Below are 14,684 nucleotides of genomic sequence, written 5' to 3' on the forward strand. Positions count from 1 at the left end.
GAATCCGTGCCGTCGCATATCCCGGCTCCCGGCGTCCTTTCCGTCCGCCGGTCGGGACGTGCCGGACGTGCCGGTTCTCAATGCGCTCGGTCGCCGCCCGATCCTCGATCAAGGAGCCGATCTCGGCCCACCCCCGGCCGCGGAGCAGCGGGCCGAGACCGTCTTCGAGACGACCGGGATCATCCTCGTCCTGCTGATCGTCCTCGGGGCCGCGTGGATCCTGATTCGCGGGCGGGTCTGAGATGCGTGAAGTCTATGCTTTCGAGCATCTTTCCCCGCAAAACCGGTGCCCACTTTTCGCGTCCGATGCTCTCCTTGCCTGAGCATCTTTCCCCGCAAAACCGGTGCCCACTTTTCGCGTCCGATGCTCTCCTTGCCTGAGCATCTTTCCACGCAAAACCGGTGCCCACTTTTCGCGTCCGATGCTCTAATCCGCGATCGCCGCTTCCGCCGCCCTCGCGGCGCCGCCGCGCAGGGGCCGTTCCTCCATGGCGACCAGGAAGGCCAGCGCCAGGCCGAAGCCCACCACGGCGGCGACGAAGACGTAGGCGAAGATGCCGCCGAGATCGATGCCGCTCTGCGCCGCCGCGCCCGCCAGGCTCTCGAAGCTCGCCGCTCCCGAGAGCCCCGCCCCGCTGAGCACGATGGCGCCGAAGACCGCCACGATGAGCGCGCCGCCGAGGGAACGGAAAAAATTGGCCGTGCCCGTGGCGGTGCCGAGTTCGTGCGGCAGCACCGCGTTCTGAATCGCGACCGTCGAGACCGGGAGCAGCGTGCCGAGCCCGATGCTGATGACCGCGAGCAGAACTTCGACCATGACGAGGGGCAGGGTATGGGCGAAAGCCGCGAGCAGGCCGGTCGCCACCATGGCGACGAGGAGGCCGATCATGGGCAGGCGCTTGTAATGGTCCACTCTGGCCATGCTGCGCCCGGAGATCGTGGCGCCGCAGACGGTACCGGCCATGAGCGGGATGAGCGCCAGCCCCGACATGGAAGCGGAGAGCCCGCGCACGGCCTCGAAATAGACCGGCAGGTAGATGGTGAGCCCGATATAGGTGCCCATGCCGAAGCAGGCGGAGAGCACGCCCATGCGCACCACGGGATTGTGCAGCACGCCCGGCGGGATCAGCGGCTCCGGCGCGAGGCGCATGCGGGCCGCGAACAGGCCCCACAGAACCAGGGAGCCCAGGACGAGGCCGAAGATCGGCAGGGAGAGCCAGGGATAGCGCAGGCCGCCCCAGCTCAGGGCCAGGAGCAGCGAGACCGTGGCGCTGACGAGCAGCAGGGCGCCGAGGACGTCGAGCTTGTGGGGGTGGTCGTGGCGCGGCAGCTTCTTGAGGCTGTGGGAGACCAGGAAGAAGGCGACGAGACCGAGCGGCAGGTTGATCCAGAAGATCACCGACCAGTGCAGATGCTCCGCGAAGAACCCGCCGAGCACCGGGCCGATCAGGCTCGACGTCATGAAGACGCTGGCGAAATAGACCTGGTACTTTCCCCGGTCCCGGGGAGCCACGATATCGGCCACGATGGTCTGGGCGAGCGCGATGAGACCACCTCCCCCGAGGCCCTGCAGGCCGCGCGCGAGGATGAGCACGAGCATATTGGGCGCGGCCGCGCAGGCGATCGAGCCGAGGATGAAGATCACGATGCCGATCAGCATGGTGCCCCGCCGGCCGTGACTGTCGCTGAACTTGCCGTAGAGGGGCGTGACGGCCGTGGAGGTCAGGAGATAGACCGTCACCACCCAGGGCAGGTGCTCGAGATCGCCGAGCTCGCGGCCGATGGTGGGAAGCGCCGTCGCGATGATGGTCTGGTCGAGGGCCGCCAGCAGCATCGCGAGCATGATGCCGACGATGATGGTGCGGATCTCGGCATGGCTCAGGGCAGGAGCTGCATGGCCTCTCGTGGCCTGGGGGACTGGCTGATCCATCTTCATCCTTCGCGGTTGGGCTCGCCCGTCTAGGAGATCGGCGCGGGTTTGTCTCAAATCCTTTTGCAGGGCAGATATGCACCGGAAGTGGCGGTGCGCCGGCTCCGGACGCCCCGGAGGGGCCACGCCGTCGCTGGAGAGAACGGTTCACGCAACCGGGTGTTTCCCATGAAGGTTCGTGAAAGGATCCGCAACTGCTAGGAGCCGGGACATATGGCGAAAGGCCCTTGCCCAAAGCCTCGCGGTCACGCTAGCTGGATGTCTGTTTCGCACCGAGCCCATGACCGCCCGCACCAAGCTCTCCCTCGCTCAGGCCCGCCGCATCGCCCTCGCCGCCCAAGGATTTCACGAGGCGCGGCCCGACGGCGCGAATGCCCGCCACGTGAAACGCCTGCTGAAGCGCTCGCACCTCCTGCAGATCGATTCGGTGAACGTGCTGGTGCGCGCCCATTACATGCCGCTCTTCTCCCGGCTCGGGGCCTATGACCGGGACCTGCTCGAAAGCCTCGCCTATCATCGCAGGAAGCGGGAGACCTTCGAGTACTGGGGCCACGAAGCCTCCCTGATTTCCCTCGATCTTCACCCCCAGTTCCGCTGGCGCATGGCGCGCGCCGCAAGGGGCGAAGGGATCTATGGCGGGCTCGCGCGGTTCGGACGGGAGAAGCGCGGCTTCATCGAGGAGGTGCGGCGGGAGATCCGGACGCGGGGGCCCATCGGAGCCGGCGACCTCTCCATCGGGGGCAAGAGCCAGGGCGCCTGGTGGGGCTGGAGCGACGGCAAGCGCGCCCTCGAATGGCTGTTCTGGGCCGGCGAGGTGACGACCGCGACGAGGCGGGGCTTCGAGCGCATCTACGACCTGCCGGAGCGGGCCTTGCCGTCGGACGTGCTGAACACGGCGACGCCCGCCGAGGACGAGGCGCAGCGCGAGCTCCTGAGACGCTCGATCCGCGCCCTGGGGATCGCCTCCGAGCGCTGCCTGCGCGATTATTTCCGCCTCGAGGCGCAAGACGCGAAAGCCCGCATCCCCGAGCTCGTGGAGGCGGGCGATCTCGTCCCCGTCGCGGTCGAGGGCTGGAACGGGCCGGTCTATCTCGATCCGCAGGCGAGATTTCCGCGCCGGATCGAAGCGCGCTCCCTCGTGTCGCCCTTCGATCCGATCGTCTGGGAGCGCACGCGCACGGAGCGCCTGTTCGATTTCCGGTACCGGATCGAGATCTACACGCCCGCCGAAAAGCGCGAATTCGGCTATTACTGCCTGCCCTTCCTGCTCGGCGAAAGGATCGTCGGCCGCCTGGACCTGAAGGCCGACCGCGCCCGGGGCGCCCTCGTGGTCCACTCCATCCACCCCGAGGCCTCCGTCGCGCCGGAAGAGATCGCCCCCCCTCTCAGCGAGGAGCTTCGCCTGATGGCCGAATGGCTGGGGCTCGCCCGCATCGACGCGCCCAAGGCATGGCGCGGACGGCTCGGCTTCTGACCTCAAGGTTCGACATGGCCTCGCCGGATCGCCGCCCGCCCCTATTTCCGGCGGGCATGAACAGGTATCTCTCCTCCGTCAGAAGCCTGTGGCTTCGCCTCCGGCTCAACGAAATCGGGCCGCTCGTCTCCATGGCCGCCTGCGGCCTCTTCGCCTGGGCCTTCATCGCCCTGGCCGGCGAGGTTCTCGAGGGCGAGACCCATGCCTTCGACAGCGTCGTTCTTTTGGCCCTGCGCAACCCCCATAATCTCGCCGACCCCATCGGCCCCGGCTGGCTGGAGGAGTCGGCGCGCGACTTCACGGGGCTCGGCGGCTACGCGATCCTCACCTTGCTGACGGCCGCGGCGGTCGCCTATCTGCTGATGGCGGGAAAACGCGCCGCCGCCCTGCTCGTGCTCGCGTCCGTGGTCGGCGGCGCGCTGCTCTCGGCAGGACTCAAGCTCGGCTTCGAGCGGCCCCGGCCCGACCTCGTTCCTCATGCCACGCGGGTCTACACGGCAAGCTTCCCAAGCGGCCATGCCATGCTGTCGGCCATCACCTATCTGACGCTCGGGGCTCTTCTCGCCCGCATGGAGAAAAGCCGCCGCATCAAGGCCTTCATCATGGGTCTCGCCATCGCCCTGACCCTCCTGGTCGGGGCAAGCCGCGTCTATCTCGGCGTGCACTGGCCGAGCGACGTGCTGGCCGGCTGGGCCGTGGGGGCGGCCTGGGCGTCCCTCTGCTGGTTCGTGGCCCTGCAATTGCAGCGCAAGGGCCAGGTGGAGAGGCCGGGCGAGACCTCCCTTCCGCCCGAGGCCGACCGGACATGACCGAGGACGAAAAGCCCATCCGGAAGATCCCGGGAAAGGTCACCCCGGCCTATCTCCAGCGGGCGGCGCTCGCCTATCTCGAACGCTATGCGTCCTCGGCCGAGAATCTGCGCCGCGTCCTGAGGCGCAAGGCCGACAGGCGCTGCCGCCTGCGCGGCGAGGATCCGGCGGCGTTTCATGACATGATCGACGAGGTGGTAGCCAAAAGCCTGCGCACCGGCCTTCTCGACGACACCCGCTACGCGGAGGCCCGCGTGGCGACCTTGCGCCGCCGCGGCGGTTCGGCGCGCGCCATCCAGGCGAAGCTCTCGGCCAAGGGCCTCGATCGCGGCACCATCGCGGCCGCGCTCGAAGGCGGCGAGGAGGACGACGAGGACAAGGCCGCCCATGCCTTCGCCCGCCGCCGCAAGCTCGGGCCCTATCGCCCCGGCGAGCGCGCGCCCTACCGCGACAAGGACCTCGCGGCCATGGCGCGCGCCGGGTTCCGCTTCGACGTGGCGCGCAGCGTCATCGACGGTGAGGGAGACGACGCGGACGCTTAGAGCATCGGACGTGAAAAGCGGGCGCCGGTTTTCCGTGACAAGATGCTCAGGACCATAGACGTGAGAAGCGCATCGTTTGAGCGGACCCGAAGGGCCGCACGATGCGCTAAGCCTTCGGATTGTCCCGCGCGAACATGATCATCGGATTGTCCTTGTAGGTCGTGCGCAGCAACTCCCGGTATCCGCATTTCTCGGCGACGCGGATCGAGGACCGGTTCTCCGGAGCGACGATGCAGACGGTTCGCGGGCCTTCGAAGTGAGCATCGCCCCAGGCGATCGCGGCGCGCACGGCCTCCGTGGCGTAGCCCCTGCCGTGAGCATGGGGCGCGATCATCCACCCGACCTCCGGCATGCCGTCGAACGACGGCTCGATATTGCGCTTGAAATCCGCGAAGCCGACCTCGCCGAGGAAGCGGCCGGTGGCCTTCTCCTCGACGGCCCAATAGCCGAAGCCCATGAGCGCCCAATGTCCCACATAGCGAACGAGGCGGCCCCAGATCTCCTCCCGGGTGAAGGGCCTGCCGCCGAGGAAGCGCGTCACCTCCGGGTCGCGCCAGAGCGCAAGGCTTTCCGTGAAGTCGGCGATGCCGTGCATGCGAAGGACGAGCCGCTCCGTCTCGAGCGTGGGAGCGGCGGAATGGGAGGATATGGACATCGCGACAATTTGCGGCGACCGCGGGCGCAATGCAATGGAGATGCGTTGCGCGGGCGGTCGGCTCTTTAGAGCAGCCCCGCCCCCACGTTCACGGCAAGAGCCAGGATGGTGGTGTTGAACAGGAACGCCAGCATCGCGTGCGCCAGGCTCAGGCGGCGCATGCGCTTTGAGACGATCATCACGTCCGAGGTCTGGGCGGCTGCGCCGAAATTGAACGAAAAGTACAGGAAATCCCAATAATCGGGCTTGTCGTCGTGCGGGAAGATCAGGCCTCTCCGCTCGCCTTTGTCGCCGTAATACTCATGAGCGTAGTGAATGGCGTAGATCGTGTGTACGAAGAACCAGGAGCACAGGATCGTGATCGCCGCGATCGTCAGCCGGAAGGCCTCCTGGCCGCCTGCATTGTGGATCCCGGCCAGCTCGATCCCGATGGCCGCGAGGCTGGCCACGGCGGCGGACAGGGTCAGGATCAGGAAGACCACCGCCTTCTCGTCTTCCTCCGCGGCCCGCTTCTGCATCATGGCCGTGGTCGAGCGCGCCGCCACGATTCCGGCCAGCGCCAGGTAGCAGACAACGCCGACATCCCACGCCACCAGAAACCGCGAGACCGTTGCCCAGGCCTGCGGCTGGACGGCGTAGACGATGATCGCCAGGAGGGTCGACCCGAAGAGCCGGGGCCGCAAGCGGGATTGGAGATGAAGCATCGACTGTCTCGTTCGGCCGGGCCTCGGGGCCGACCCGGCGGCAACGCTGTTCTGCAGGCCCCGACTGGAGTCCCATGAGCTTTGTCCTACATCACCCCCGTCAACCTTCAAAGGAGATCGCGATGAACCGCAAGGCAAGAGCCATCTGGCAGGGCACGGGCAAGGATGGGTCCGGGCAGCTGACGTCGGATTCGGGCGTGCTGTCGTCCACCCCCTATTCCTTCAAGACCCGGTTCGAGAACGAGAAGGGCACCAATCCGGAGGAGCTGATTGCCGCCGCGCATGCCGGCTGCTTCACCATGGCGCTTGCCTTCCAGCTGCAGGGAGCGGGCTTTACGCCGACGGAACTCTCCACCGAGGCCGTGGTATCGATCGAGCGGCAGGGCGACGGATTCGTGATCACGAAATCGGCACTGACGCTCAACGCCAATGTTCCGGGAATCGACGGCGCCAAGTTCGAGGAACTCGCCCGCGCGGCAGAGAAGAATTGCCCGGTCTCGAAAGTGCTTAACGCCGAAATCACCATGGATTTCACTCTGGCGTGAACCGACATGTTTCCTAGGATGGCCGGGCTCGTCCCGGCCATGATTTTTGAAAGCTCGCGATTCTCTGGCCTCATCGACAGAACCAATTCCCAGTTAGCCCGTTGAGACACCAAGCGGCGCTTCACGCCGTACTCTCACGCTTAGGAGGAATACTCATGGTTGCGAAACATCTTGCTGTGGCTCTGCTGGGTTCGGCTCTCTTCGCGGCTCCGGCCCTGGCGCAGACTTCGTCCGGCACCACGACGAACCCCTCGACCGGCGCGGCCCCGACGATGAACACCACCACCAGCTCGCCGAGCGTCAACAGCGGCACCGTCATGACCCAGATGCAGCCTGGTCAGTGGCGCGCCTCGAAGCTCGATGGGCTGAACGTCTACAACAACAACAATGAGAAGATCGGCGACATCAGCGAATTGCTGCTCGACGACAGCGGCAAGGTCCAGGCCGTCGTGGTCGGCGTCGGCGGCTTCCTCGGCATGGGCGAGCACGACGTCGCCATTCCATTCGATCAGGTCAAGTTCGTGAACGAGCCGCGCTCCAACACGTCGGCGTCCAATACGGGCACGACCGGCACGGCCGGCGCCGGCAATACGGCCATGAACACCACGACCGCTCCGAATACCACCGGCTCCGTGGCCAACACGACCGATCGCGCGGCGCCCGATCACGCCCTGGTCAACATGACCAAGGACCAGCTCAAGGGCATGCCCGAGTTCAAGTACAACCGCTAAAACCTTCGGCGGATACGGGAAAGGGGCCCCTCGAGGGGCCCCTTTCTCTTTGTGGGATTTACGATTTCTGATGCGCGATGATGCGGTCCTTGATCGCATCATAGGCGTTTTGGGGAATGATCTTCTTGTCGATGAGATCGCTCTTGGCCTTGTAGGGGCGGCCCTGGATGATCGCATCGGCCCGTGCGGTGCCGATCTGAGGCAGCTTGTCGAGTTCGTCCTTGGAGGCCGAGTTGATGTCGATGAGCTTGCCGACCGAGGCTGTCGAGCCGGGTGCGGGCTTTGCGGCAGGCGCCGGTGTGGCCGCGCTTGCGGGCGGTTTGGCCGGAGTGCCGGTGCTTGGCGCGGTGGTCTGCGCCAGAACCGGTGAGGTGAGCAGGAAAGCGAGAGCAGTGATCGCTCCGAGACGCGACAGATGCATTGTATCCTCCTTCTGTTCGCCAGCCATGATCGAGCCGGTGTCTTCAGAATGCCGAAACCGGCCGAAGGCTCCCTTGAACGGACTGTTTTCTGGCGTTCGGATTCCCTCTCGACGCCTGTCACGTGCCTTGCGCCGTCGGCAAGCGACCCGTGCGGACCGCGTCCGGCATCGCCGCCCGACCCGCAAACGGGATGAGGGGAGCAGCCTCGGTCGGCTCACCCGCGGCTGCCTTCTTGGGAGCTGCCTTCTTGGGAATTGTGCAAAAAGTGGACTTGGTTTCTCACCATGAGCGATGCGCTGCGTTCGTCAGGAGCATCGGATGGATCCAAACGTGCAAGTCCACTTTTCGCGTCCGATGGTCAGAACGGGTATCCCTCCAGGCGCCGGTAATAGCCGAGATTGGGATAGCCCGCAGCCGTGCACCAATCTGCTCCCGGCAGGCAGGGCTGCCACTCCTGGGACGGAGGATAGGGCGCAGTCACCGGCGGTACTCCGGGGATCGAGCCTGTGACGAGGGGCTCTTCCCCGATGATCGCCCTGCGCTCCAGCCGCCTCTGGTGAGGCGTCCGATAATAATGCGGCGGCGCCTGCTGCACGTATTGCACCGGCTCAAGCAGCGCGGCGGCGTCGTTAGGGGACCGGTCCTGTGCACGGGACACGGTGGCTGTGCCGGCCAGGATGGCAGCGGCTCCGAACATTGTGACTGCAACGGTTGTGAAGATGGTTCTGGTCATGTGCACCTCCTTTCGAGGGCCATCATACCAATCGGGATCACCGGATCGGCGTTCCTCGTCAACAGCCATGATCGCGCTCCTGTGATGACGGGGCGGCGTCATGTCAAAACCCCGGCGGAGTCCGCCGGGGCTTTGCGAGGTCTTGCGAGGTCTGTCCGATCCGGACGGGAAGGGCCTTACAGCATCATGGTTTTGAGCATCTTTTCACGCAAAACCGGTTCCCACTTCCCGCGTTCGATGCTCTAGAAATCACGCTGCACGCGCAGCCGTCCCTCCCAGCCATGGGACGAGCTTTGGACGGTCCCGGGCACGCCTACCACGCTCGACGGCACGAACACGTCTCCCCGGGGATCGATCTTGGCGTACATGATCTCGAGGCCGAGATCGAGGCCGGACACCGGAGACCAGATGAGGTTCGAGCCGAGACGCAACTCGTTGAAGTCCGAAAGTCCCACGGCGAACCCGCCCGGAGTGATCGTGGAAGCGCCTCCGCCGTACTCGACCCGCATGTACGAGCCGAAGACCGACTGGCGGATATCCGGCGTCCAGTAGTGGCGCAGGCCGCCCGCGATGGACCAGCCACGACCGCGTTTGATGTCCCCGGTGATCGGGTCGATATAGCCGTCGACCATGCCCACCGCCCCGGAGGCGCCGAGTTCGTTGATCGGGTCGATGGCGGTGACGGAATTGCCGCCGTTCATGTAGGCCATGGCCCCGTCCGTATAGGTCGCGGCGATCCAGAGGGCGTCTCCCGCGGCGATCTGCGGGAGATTGAAGGTCAGATAGCCCGCAACGGCGAAGCCGTATTCGGTATCCGGGATCGAGCCGACGATGCCCGGACCGAAGATGACGGGTCCGCCGACCGGGTTCGTGAGAGCCAGACTCCGGAGCTGATGGAGCGCGCCGGAGAGCTGAGCGTTGCCCCAGGTTCCCACGTATTTGAGGTTGCCGACGATGTCGGGCATCCGGTCGCCGCCATAGAAGAGCTGGGCCGCTTCCAACCCGCCCGGAATGAAGCCGGGGAGACGGCGGTCTTCGGCGTCTTCGAGGGACAGGGTGGCCGAGAAGCCGTTGCCGAAGGAGAAGGTGTAGGCCAGCAGGTTCACGTCCGGCGCGTCGTCGAAGCGCAGGGTGCCGAAATGCTCCGTCGGAAGGTCGCCGTCCGAGAAGAACGAGACCGCGCGACCGGCGGTCATGCCGCCGAACTGGACGAACGCCTCGGCCACCGACGGGGACGTGGAAATCGTTCCGGTATTGGGAATGCCGTTACTGACGCCGGCCGTTCCGCCGAACAGGTTGAACGGCGTTCCCGTCGTCCGGGTGATCTCGTAGCGGACGAACGTGCGCAGCAGGCCCCAGGCCGTCGCGGTACGGACATCGAGCTGGATGCGGCCGCGGGTGTAGAAGCCGACCGCGTCCTGGTCGCGATTGTAGGTGGAACTGTACTGGTACTCGGCACGCGCCCTACCGCCGACACGCAGGCACGTTTCCGTGCCGGGGATGTAGAAGAATCCGTTGCCGTAGGTGGAGCAGACGCGAACATACTCGACGGGAGCAGCTTTTGCGACAGGCAGGTCGGCTGCGCGGGCCCCGGCAACGGTGGCGAGACCCGCCACCGATCCGAGGACAAGGCTCATGAAAGGCTTCATCACAATGGTCCTCCAGGCATCACACCCATTTTGTCCGTACGGGAAGCCTGCTTTCACCACCCATGGCGGGTAGCGGCCCTCTTTTTCCGTCCGTCCACGAAACGCCACGACTACTGGTGGAATATTCGTGGTCGGGAACACGATTATTTGCAATGCAATGGGCTTTCCTTCCCTCTGTTATTGAGGATTAGTACGATTGAGTTCTTTGCGATGCTTGACAGGGAGCGGGCCAGATGCGAGCGGCGCGGCCCCCTCGATCCCGCGGGATTCGCACCCTTGAGTCTGAGGTCGCGGAGCCGATCGCATCCACCCGTCCGCAGCAGGGCGCTTCCTTGTCCGTGCGACCCTCCGCCTCGTCCGGCCCGGTTCCGAATCAGCCTGTCTTCATGCTAGAACAAAACAGGAACAATTCAGCGGAAAACCTCTGATTCCATGGACGAAAAGCTCAGCCGCAAGCTGCGGATCCTGGCGGATGCCGCGAAATACGACGCGTCCTGCTCCTCCTCCGGAGCGCCCGGGCGCAAGGCCGATATCGATGGCCTGGGCTCCACCACGGGCGCCGGCATCTGCCACGCCTACACGCCGGACGGGCGTTGCGTCTCCCTGCTCAAGATCCTTCTGACCAATTACTGCCTGTTCGACTGCGCCTATTGCGTGAACCGGCGTTCGTCCAACGTGAAGCGCGCGCGGTTTTCCGTCGACGAGGTGGTGACGCTCACGGTCGCATTCTACAAGCGCAACTACATCGAAGGCCTGTTCCTGTCGTCGGGGATCATCCGCTCGCCCGATCACACCATGGAGCAGATGCTGCTGGCGGCCAAGAAGCTACGCCGCGAGCACGGATTTCGCGGCTACATCCACCTGAAGACGATCCCGGAGGCCAGTCCCTGGCTCATCGAGGAGGCGGGCCTCTGGGCGGACCGGCTTTCCATCAACCTCGAACTGCCCACGGAGAAGAGCCTGGAGCGGCTGGCCCCGGAAAAGGACGGCGCGTCGATCGAAGGCGCCATGGCGCAGATGTTCGAGCGGATCGCGGAAGCGCGCGAGGAACGCCGCCATTTCTCGCCCGCGGGACAGACGACCCAGGTCATCGTCGGGGCGGACGACACCACCGACGCGCAGGTCCTGCGCACCTCCGCCCGGCTCTACGGCCGTTACGACATGAAGCGCGTGTACTACTCCGCCTTCAGCCCGATTCCGGATTCGAGCGCCGTCCTGCCGCTGAAGCCGCCCCCGCTCCTGCGTGAAAGCAGGCTCTACCAGGCCGATTGGCTGATGCGCCATTACGGCTTCCAGGTCGAAGAGATCGCGGAGGGCGGCGAGAAGGGCATGCTCGATCTCGATATCGACCCCAAGCTCGCCTGGGCGCTCAAGAACCGCCACCTCTTTCCCGTGGACGTGAACCACGCCGCGCGCGAGATGCTGCTGCGCGTCCCGGGCCTCGGGGCCCGCGCGGTCGACAGGATCGTGGCGGCGCGGCGGCACACCGCGCTGCGGCTTGAAGACGTGGCCCGCCTGACCTCGGCCCTCAGGCGCGCCAAGCCCTTCCTCGTCACCATCGATCATCACCCGAAGGCTGCTCTCGACCGGCAGGATCTGCGCGAACGCCTGGTCGGGAAGCCCCGGCAACTGAGCCTGTTCGCATGAACCTTCACTGCATCACCCTCCGGAACGCCGCAGATCTCGACGGTTTTCGCCGGGCCGTGCGCTGGCTCGCCTGCGAGGAACTCGCGCCGCAGCACGTCGTCTGGTCGCTCGACGAAGCGCCCGGCCTCTTCGGCGAGGACGCCTTGCGCGATGCGCCGCCGGTGTCTCTGCCGAGGGGCGTGGCGCGCCTCGTCGAGCTTGGCGTGTGCCACAGCGATCCCGAACGCTATGCCCTGCTCTACCAGCTCGTCTGGCGCGTCCTGAACGGCGAACGCGATCTTCTCGATGTGGCGAGCGACCCGCTCGTCCACCGCATCGACACCATGGCCCGCGCGGTCCGGCGCGACCTTCACAAGATGTACGCCTTCGTGCGCTTCCGGCGCATGAGGGCCGAGCATCTCGAGCGCTTCGCCGCCTGGTACGAACCGGAGCATTTCATCCTGGAAGCCGCGGCTCCGTTCTTCATCGACCGCTTCCGCTCCCTCGACTGGACGATCCTGACGCCCCTGGGCTCCATGCGCTGGGACCGGCGGGAGCTGAGCGTCGGCCCGCCCGGGCGGCGCGAGGATGCGCCGGAGGAGGACGGCTTCGAGGAGGGTTGGCGCGGCTATTACGAGAGCGTGTTCAACCCCGCGCGGGTGAACCCCGTCGCCATGCGGGCCGAGATGCCGAAGAAATATTGGCGCAACCTGCCGGAAACCGCCTCCATTCCGGGCCTGATCCAAACCGCCTCCCGGCGCGTTGACGCCATGATCGGACAGGAGGCGACCATGCCGGCAAAACGCACTCCCGAAGGGGCTCTTGAAGCCATGTGGGATCAGGAGCCAGGGACGCTCGAAGACCTCAACGCCATCATCGCCAAGGCGGGGCCGCTGGTGCCCGGCGCCACCCAGGCGGTGTTCGGCGAAGGGCCGAAACACGCGGATATCGTGTTCGTCGGCGAGCAGCCGGGCGATCAGGAGGACCTGCAGGGGCGCCCCTTCGTGGGACCGGCCGGCAGGCTTTTCGACAAGGCCATGAAGGAAGCGGGCATCGACCGCTCGCACGCCTATCTGACCAATGCGGTCAAGCATTTCAAATTCGAGCAGCGCGGCCATCGCCGCATTCATTCGAAGCCCACGGCCGGCGAGGTGAAGCATTACCGGCCCTGGCTGATGAAGGAGCTGGAGCTGGTGCGGCCCAAGCTCGTGGTGGCGCTCGGCGGAACGGCTCTGCTCGCCCTGACGGGCAAGTCCACGCCCATCTCCCGCTCGCGCGGGCGCGCCCGGTTCGGGCCTTACCTGGGCTATATCACCGTGCATCCCAGCTACCTGCTGCGCCTGCCCGACGAGGCGACGAAGCGCGAGGCCTACGAGGCCTTCGTCGAGGATCTGCGCCGCATCCACGATCTCGCACAAGCCGATCCGGACACGGGCGAGCTGCCGCTCGCGGCCGAGTGACCGTCAGGGGGATCGCCCGGGGGATTTCCAATGTGACCGCCAACGCGATCGCCACGGCCCCGCCGTGAGCTTGCGTCTCCGATCGAGGCGGTGCATCACGGGCGTCACCGTGACCCCGTGAAGCACGATGGAGACGAGGATGACGAAGCCCGCCGTGCTCCAGAGCGCGTCCGGCCGGTCGAAATCCTGATGCCGCAGAGCGTAGGCGAGATAATAGATCGAGCCGAGCCCGCGAATCCCGAAGAAGCTGATCGCCAGCCTCTCCCCGGCCGGAGACTTGGTTCCGATCAGCCCGATCCAGCCGGCGAGCGGCCGGATGACGAACAGCGCCAGCAGGCCGAAGACGACCGCCTCCCAGCTCAGGGCCCGAAAGAGCTGCCCGCCCGTCATCGCGCCGCCGAGAAGCACCAGCAGCGCCATCATGAGCAGGCGTTCGAGCTCTTCGGCGAAATCGTGCAGCTTCTCGTGATAGGCATCCTCCCGCTTGGTGGCGCGCAGCGCCAGCGCGGCCACGAAGACGGCGAGAAAGCCGTATCCCTCCGCCATCTCCGTGACCCCGTAGGCCAGGCACGTGATGCCCAGCGCCACGAAGCCGGAGCCGGTGCGCGACAGCTTGGCCCGGTTCGGCAGATGGAAGGTGAGCCAGCCCAGGACCCGACCGACCGCATAGCCCATGACGATGCCGGCCACGATCTTCCACAGGGCCGCATAGGCGAACCATTTGGCCAGGGACGTCACGCTGCCTCCCTGGGCCAGAGACAGCGCGAGCAGGACGAAGGGAAACGCGAGGCCGTCGTTGAGCCCGGCCTCGGACGTGAGGGTGAAACGCACCTCGTCCTCCTGCCCGCTCCTCGGCGGCCCGACCTGCACGTCGCTCGCCAGCACCGGATCCGTCGGCGCCAGCGCCCCGGCCAGCAGAACCGCGGAAGCCGCGCTCAGACCCAGGAGGCTGGAACCGAGAAAGGCGAGGCACAGGATCGTCAGGGGCATGGACAATCCGAGCAGCCGCCAGGTGAACGTCCATCGCTTCCAGCCGAAGGGCCGGTCGATCTTCAGGCCTGCCCCCATGAGCGAAATGATCACGACCAGCTCGCTCGCGTGCTCGACGAGGGTAAGCTGCTCCATCGGATGAGGCATCACCCCGGGCAGGTTGGGGATGGCGAAGATCAGCGCCCCGAGGCCGATGCAGAAGATCGGCAGGGAGAGCGGCAGCTCCTTCAGGACCATGGGGAGCCAGGCGGTCAGCAGGACGATGACCCCGAAGCCCGCCATCACGACGACGTAAGCGCTCATAGGGCAGCGAACGCGGGCGCGACCTGGGCAGTTCCACTGTTGCAGGGGTTAACCGCCCCTTAAACCGCCACAATTAGGGTGCTCCAGAGCGTGAAGGCCGGAATCAAACCG

The 14,684-nt window shown here is 66.1% G+C and carries 15 protein-coding genes; 8 read left to right on the plus strand and 7 right to left on the minus strand.

Translation table 11 applies throughout. The features are described from left to right. Nucleotides 1-67 precede the first annotated feature (67 nt). Nucleotides 68-241 carry a hypothetical protein gene (locus RE429_RS00415; RefSeq protein WP_414472447.1) on the plus strand — a complete coding sequence of 58 codons (174 nt, stop codon included), beginning with the start codon at nt 68-70 and terminating at the stop codon, nt 239-241. A gap of 186 nt (nt 242-427) precedes the next feature. On the opposite strand, the gene RE429_RS00420 is transcribed toward RE429_RS00415, so the two are convergent. Next, a complete protein-coding gene (locus RE429_RS00420) occupies nt 428-1,930 on the minus strand; it encodes an MDR family MFS transporter (RefSeq protein ID WP_414472448.1) in 1,503 nt (500 codons plus the stop codon). Between the two features lie 280 nt (nt 1,931-2,210). Here RE429_RS00420 and RE429_RS00425 point away from each other — a divergent pair, with 280 nt between their 5' ends. Genes RE429_RS00425 through RE429_RS00435 form a run of 3 tightly spaced genes read left to right on the plus strand, consistent with a single transcriptional unit; the run spans nt 2,211 to nt 4,755 of the window. Then, nucleotides 2,211-3,404 (plus strand): winged helix-turn-helix domain-containing protein, encoded by a 1,194-nt coding sequence (locus tag RE429_RS00425; RefSeq protein ID WP_414472449.1) that lies wholly within the window; start codon nt 2,211-2,213, stop codon nt 3,402-3,404. A 56-nt stretch (nt 3,405-3,460) separates the two neighbouring features. Then, on the plus strand, nt 3,461-4,213 hold the full coding sequence (locus RE429_RS00430; RefSeq protein WP_414472450.1) for a phosphatase PAP2 family protein: 753 nt from the start codon (nt 3,461-3,463) through the stop codon (nt 4,211-4,213). After that, the gene (locus RE429_RS00435; RefSeq protein WP_414472451.1) at nt 4,210-4,755 is read left to right on the plus strand and encodes a regulatory protein RecX; all 546 of its coding nucleotides are present in this window, start codon (nt 4,210-4,212) and stop codon (nt 4,753-4,755) included. The genes RE429_RS00430 and RE429_RS00435 overlap by 4 nt, the downstream gene beginning before the upstream one ends. 106 nt (nt 4,756-4,861) lie before the next feature. Here RE429_RS00435 and RE429_RS00440 read toward each other — a convergent pair whose 3' ends face one another. Beyond that, complete coding sequence (locus tag RE429_RS00440) at nt 4,862-5,410, minus strand: GNAT family N-acetyltransferase (protein WP_414472452.1); 549 nt, start codon at nt 5,408-5,410, stop codon at nt 4,862-4,864. Nucleotides 5,411-5,475: 65 nt separating this feature from the next. After that, entirely contained in the window at nt 5,476-6,114 is a 639-nt protein-coding gene (locus RE429_RS00445; RefSeq protein ID WP_414472453.1) for a DUF1345 domain-containing protein, read from the minus strand. A 122-nt stretch (nt 6,115-6,236) separates the two neighbouring features. On the opposite strand from RE429_RS00445, the gene RE429_RS00450 reads away from it, so the two are divergent. After that, nucleotides 6,237-6,659, plus strand: a complete 423-nt coding sequence (locus tag RE429_RS00450; RefSeq protein WP_414472454.1) for an OsmC family protein — start codon at nt 6,237-6,239, stop codon at nt 6,657-6,659. A 155-nt stretch (nt 6,660-6,814) separates the two neighbouring features. After that, nucleotides 6,815-7,390 carry a PRC-barrel domain-containing protein gene (locus tag RE429_RS00455; RefSeq protein WP_414472455.1) on the plus strand — a complete coding sequence of 192 codons (576 nt, stop codon included), beginning with the start codon at nt 6,815-6,817 and terminating at the stop codon, nt 7,388-7,390. A 58-nt stretch (nt 7,391-7,448) separates the two neighbouring features. Here RE429_RS00455 and RE429_RS00460 read toward each other — a convergent pair whose 3' ends face one another. The 3 genes from RE429_RS00460 to RE429_RS00470 form a co-directional block, all read right to left on the minus strand. After that, nucleotides 7,449-7,811, minus strand: a complete 363-nt coding sequence (locus tag RE429_RS00460; protein WP_414472456.1) for a ComEA family DNA-binding protein — start codon at nt 7,809-7,811, stop codon at nt 7,449-7,451. A gap of 359 nt (nt 7,812-8,170) precedes the next feature. Beyond that, nucleotides 8,171-8,545 (minus strand): hypothetical protein, encoded by a 375-nt coding sequence (locus RE429_RS00465; protein WP_414472457.1) that lies wholly within the window; start codon nt 8,543-8,545, stop codon nt 8,171-8,173. Nucleotides 8,546-8,787: 242 nt separating this feature from the next. Continuing rightward, nucleotides 8,788-10,182: a porin gene (locus RE429_RS00470; protein ID WP_414472458.1), complete on the minus strand. Its 1,395-nt coding sequence runs from the start codon at nt 10,180-10,182 to the stop codon at nt 8,788-8,790. Between the two features lie 444 nt (nt 10,183-10,626). Between RE429_RS00470 and RE429_RS00475 the strand changes: the two genes are divergently transcribed. Then, a complete protein-coding gene (locus RE429_RS00475; protein ID WP_414472459.1) occupies nt 10,627-11,841 on the plus strand; it encodes a putative DNA modification/repair radical SAM protein in 1,215 nt (404 codons plus the stop codon). Further along, nucleotides 11,838-13,280 carry a UdgX family uracil-DNA binding protein gene (locus RE429_RS00480; protein WP_414472460.1) on the plus strand — a complete coding sequence of 481 codons (1,443 nt, stop codon included), beginning with the start codon at nt 11,838-11,840 and terminating at the stop codon, nt 13,278-13,280. The genes RE429_RS00475 and RE429_RS00480 overlap by 4 nt, the downstream gene beginning before the upstream one ends. Before the next feature lie 3 nt (nt 13,281-13,283). Here RE429_RS00480 and RE429_RS00485 read toward each other — a convergent pair whose 3' ends face one another. Further along, a complete protein-coding gene (locus RE429_RS00485) occupies nt 13,284-14,573 on the minus strand; it encodes a cation:proton antiporter (RefSeq protein ID WP_414472461.1) in 1,290 nt (429 codons plus the stop codon). Nucleotides 14,574-14,684 lie beyond the last annotated feature (111 nt).

The organism is Microvirga sp. M2, from assembly GCF_047497095.1.
GTDB lineage: Bacteria > Pseudomonadota > Alphaproteobacteria > Rhizobiales > Beijerinckiaceae > Microvirga.

Excerpts from the sequence above, each read along its gene's own strand:
- RE429_RS00435 (WP_414472451.1), top strand. The coding sequence starts at position 4,210 with ATGACCGAGGACGAAAAGCCCATCCGGAAGATCCCGGGAAAGGTCACC.
- RE429_RS00425 (WP_414472449.1), top strand. The coding sequence starts at position 2,211 with ATGACCGCCCGCACCAAGCTCTCCCTCGCTCAGGCCCGCCGCATCGCC.
- RE429_RS00475 (WP_414472459.1), top strand. The coding sequence starts at position 10,627 with ATGGACGAAAAGCTCAGCCGCAAGCTGCGGATCCTGGCGGATGCCGCG.
- RE429_RS00440 (WP_414472452.1), bottom strand. The coding sequence starts at position 5,410 with ATGTCCATATCCTCCCATTCCGCCGCTCCCACGCTCGAGACGGAGCGG.
- RE429_RS00450 (WP_414472454.1), top strand. The coding sequence starts at position 6,237 with ATGAACCGCAAGGCAAGAGCCATCTGGCAGGGCACGGGCAAGGATGGG.
- RE429_RS00430 (WP_414472450.1), top strand. The coding sequence starts at position 3,461 with ATGAACAGGTATCTCTCCTCCGTCAGAAGCCTGTGGCTTCGCCTCCGG.
- RE429_RS00485 (WP_414472461.1), bottom strand. The coding sequence starts at position 14,573 with ATGAGCGCTTACGTCGTCGTGATGGCGGGCTTCGGGGTCATCGTCCTG.
- RE429_RS00465 (WP_414472457.1), bottom strand. The coding sequence starts at position 8,545 with ATGACCAGAACCATCTTCACAACCGTTGCAGTCACAATGTTCGGAGCC.
- RE429_RS00455 (WP_414472455.1), top strand. The coding sequence starts at position 6,815 with ATGGTTGCGAAACATCTTGCTGTGGCTCTGCTGGGTTCGGCTCTCTTC.
- RE429_RS00445 (WP_414472453.1), bottom strand. The coding sequence starts at position 6,114 with ATGCTTCATCTCCAATCCCGCTTGCGGCCCCGGCTCTTCGGGTCGACC.
- RE429_RS00480 (WP_414472460.1), top strand. The coding sequence starts at position 11,838 with ATGAACCTTCACTGCATCACCCTCCGGAACGCCGCAGATCTCGACGGT.
- RE429_RS00420 (WP_414472448.1), bottom strand. The coding sequence starts at position 1,930 with ATGGATCAGCCAGTCCCCCAGGCCACGAGAGGCCATGCAGCTCCTGCC.
- RE429_RS00470 (WP_414472458.1), bottom strand. The coding sequence starts at position 10,182 with ATGAGCCTTGTCCTCGGATCGGTGGCGGGTCTCGCCACCGTTGCCGGG.
- RE429_RS00460 (WP_414472456.1), bottom strand. The coding sequence starts at position 7,811 with ATGCATCTGTCGCGTCTCGGAGCGATCACTGCTCTCGCTTTCCTGCTC.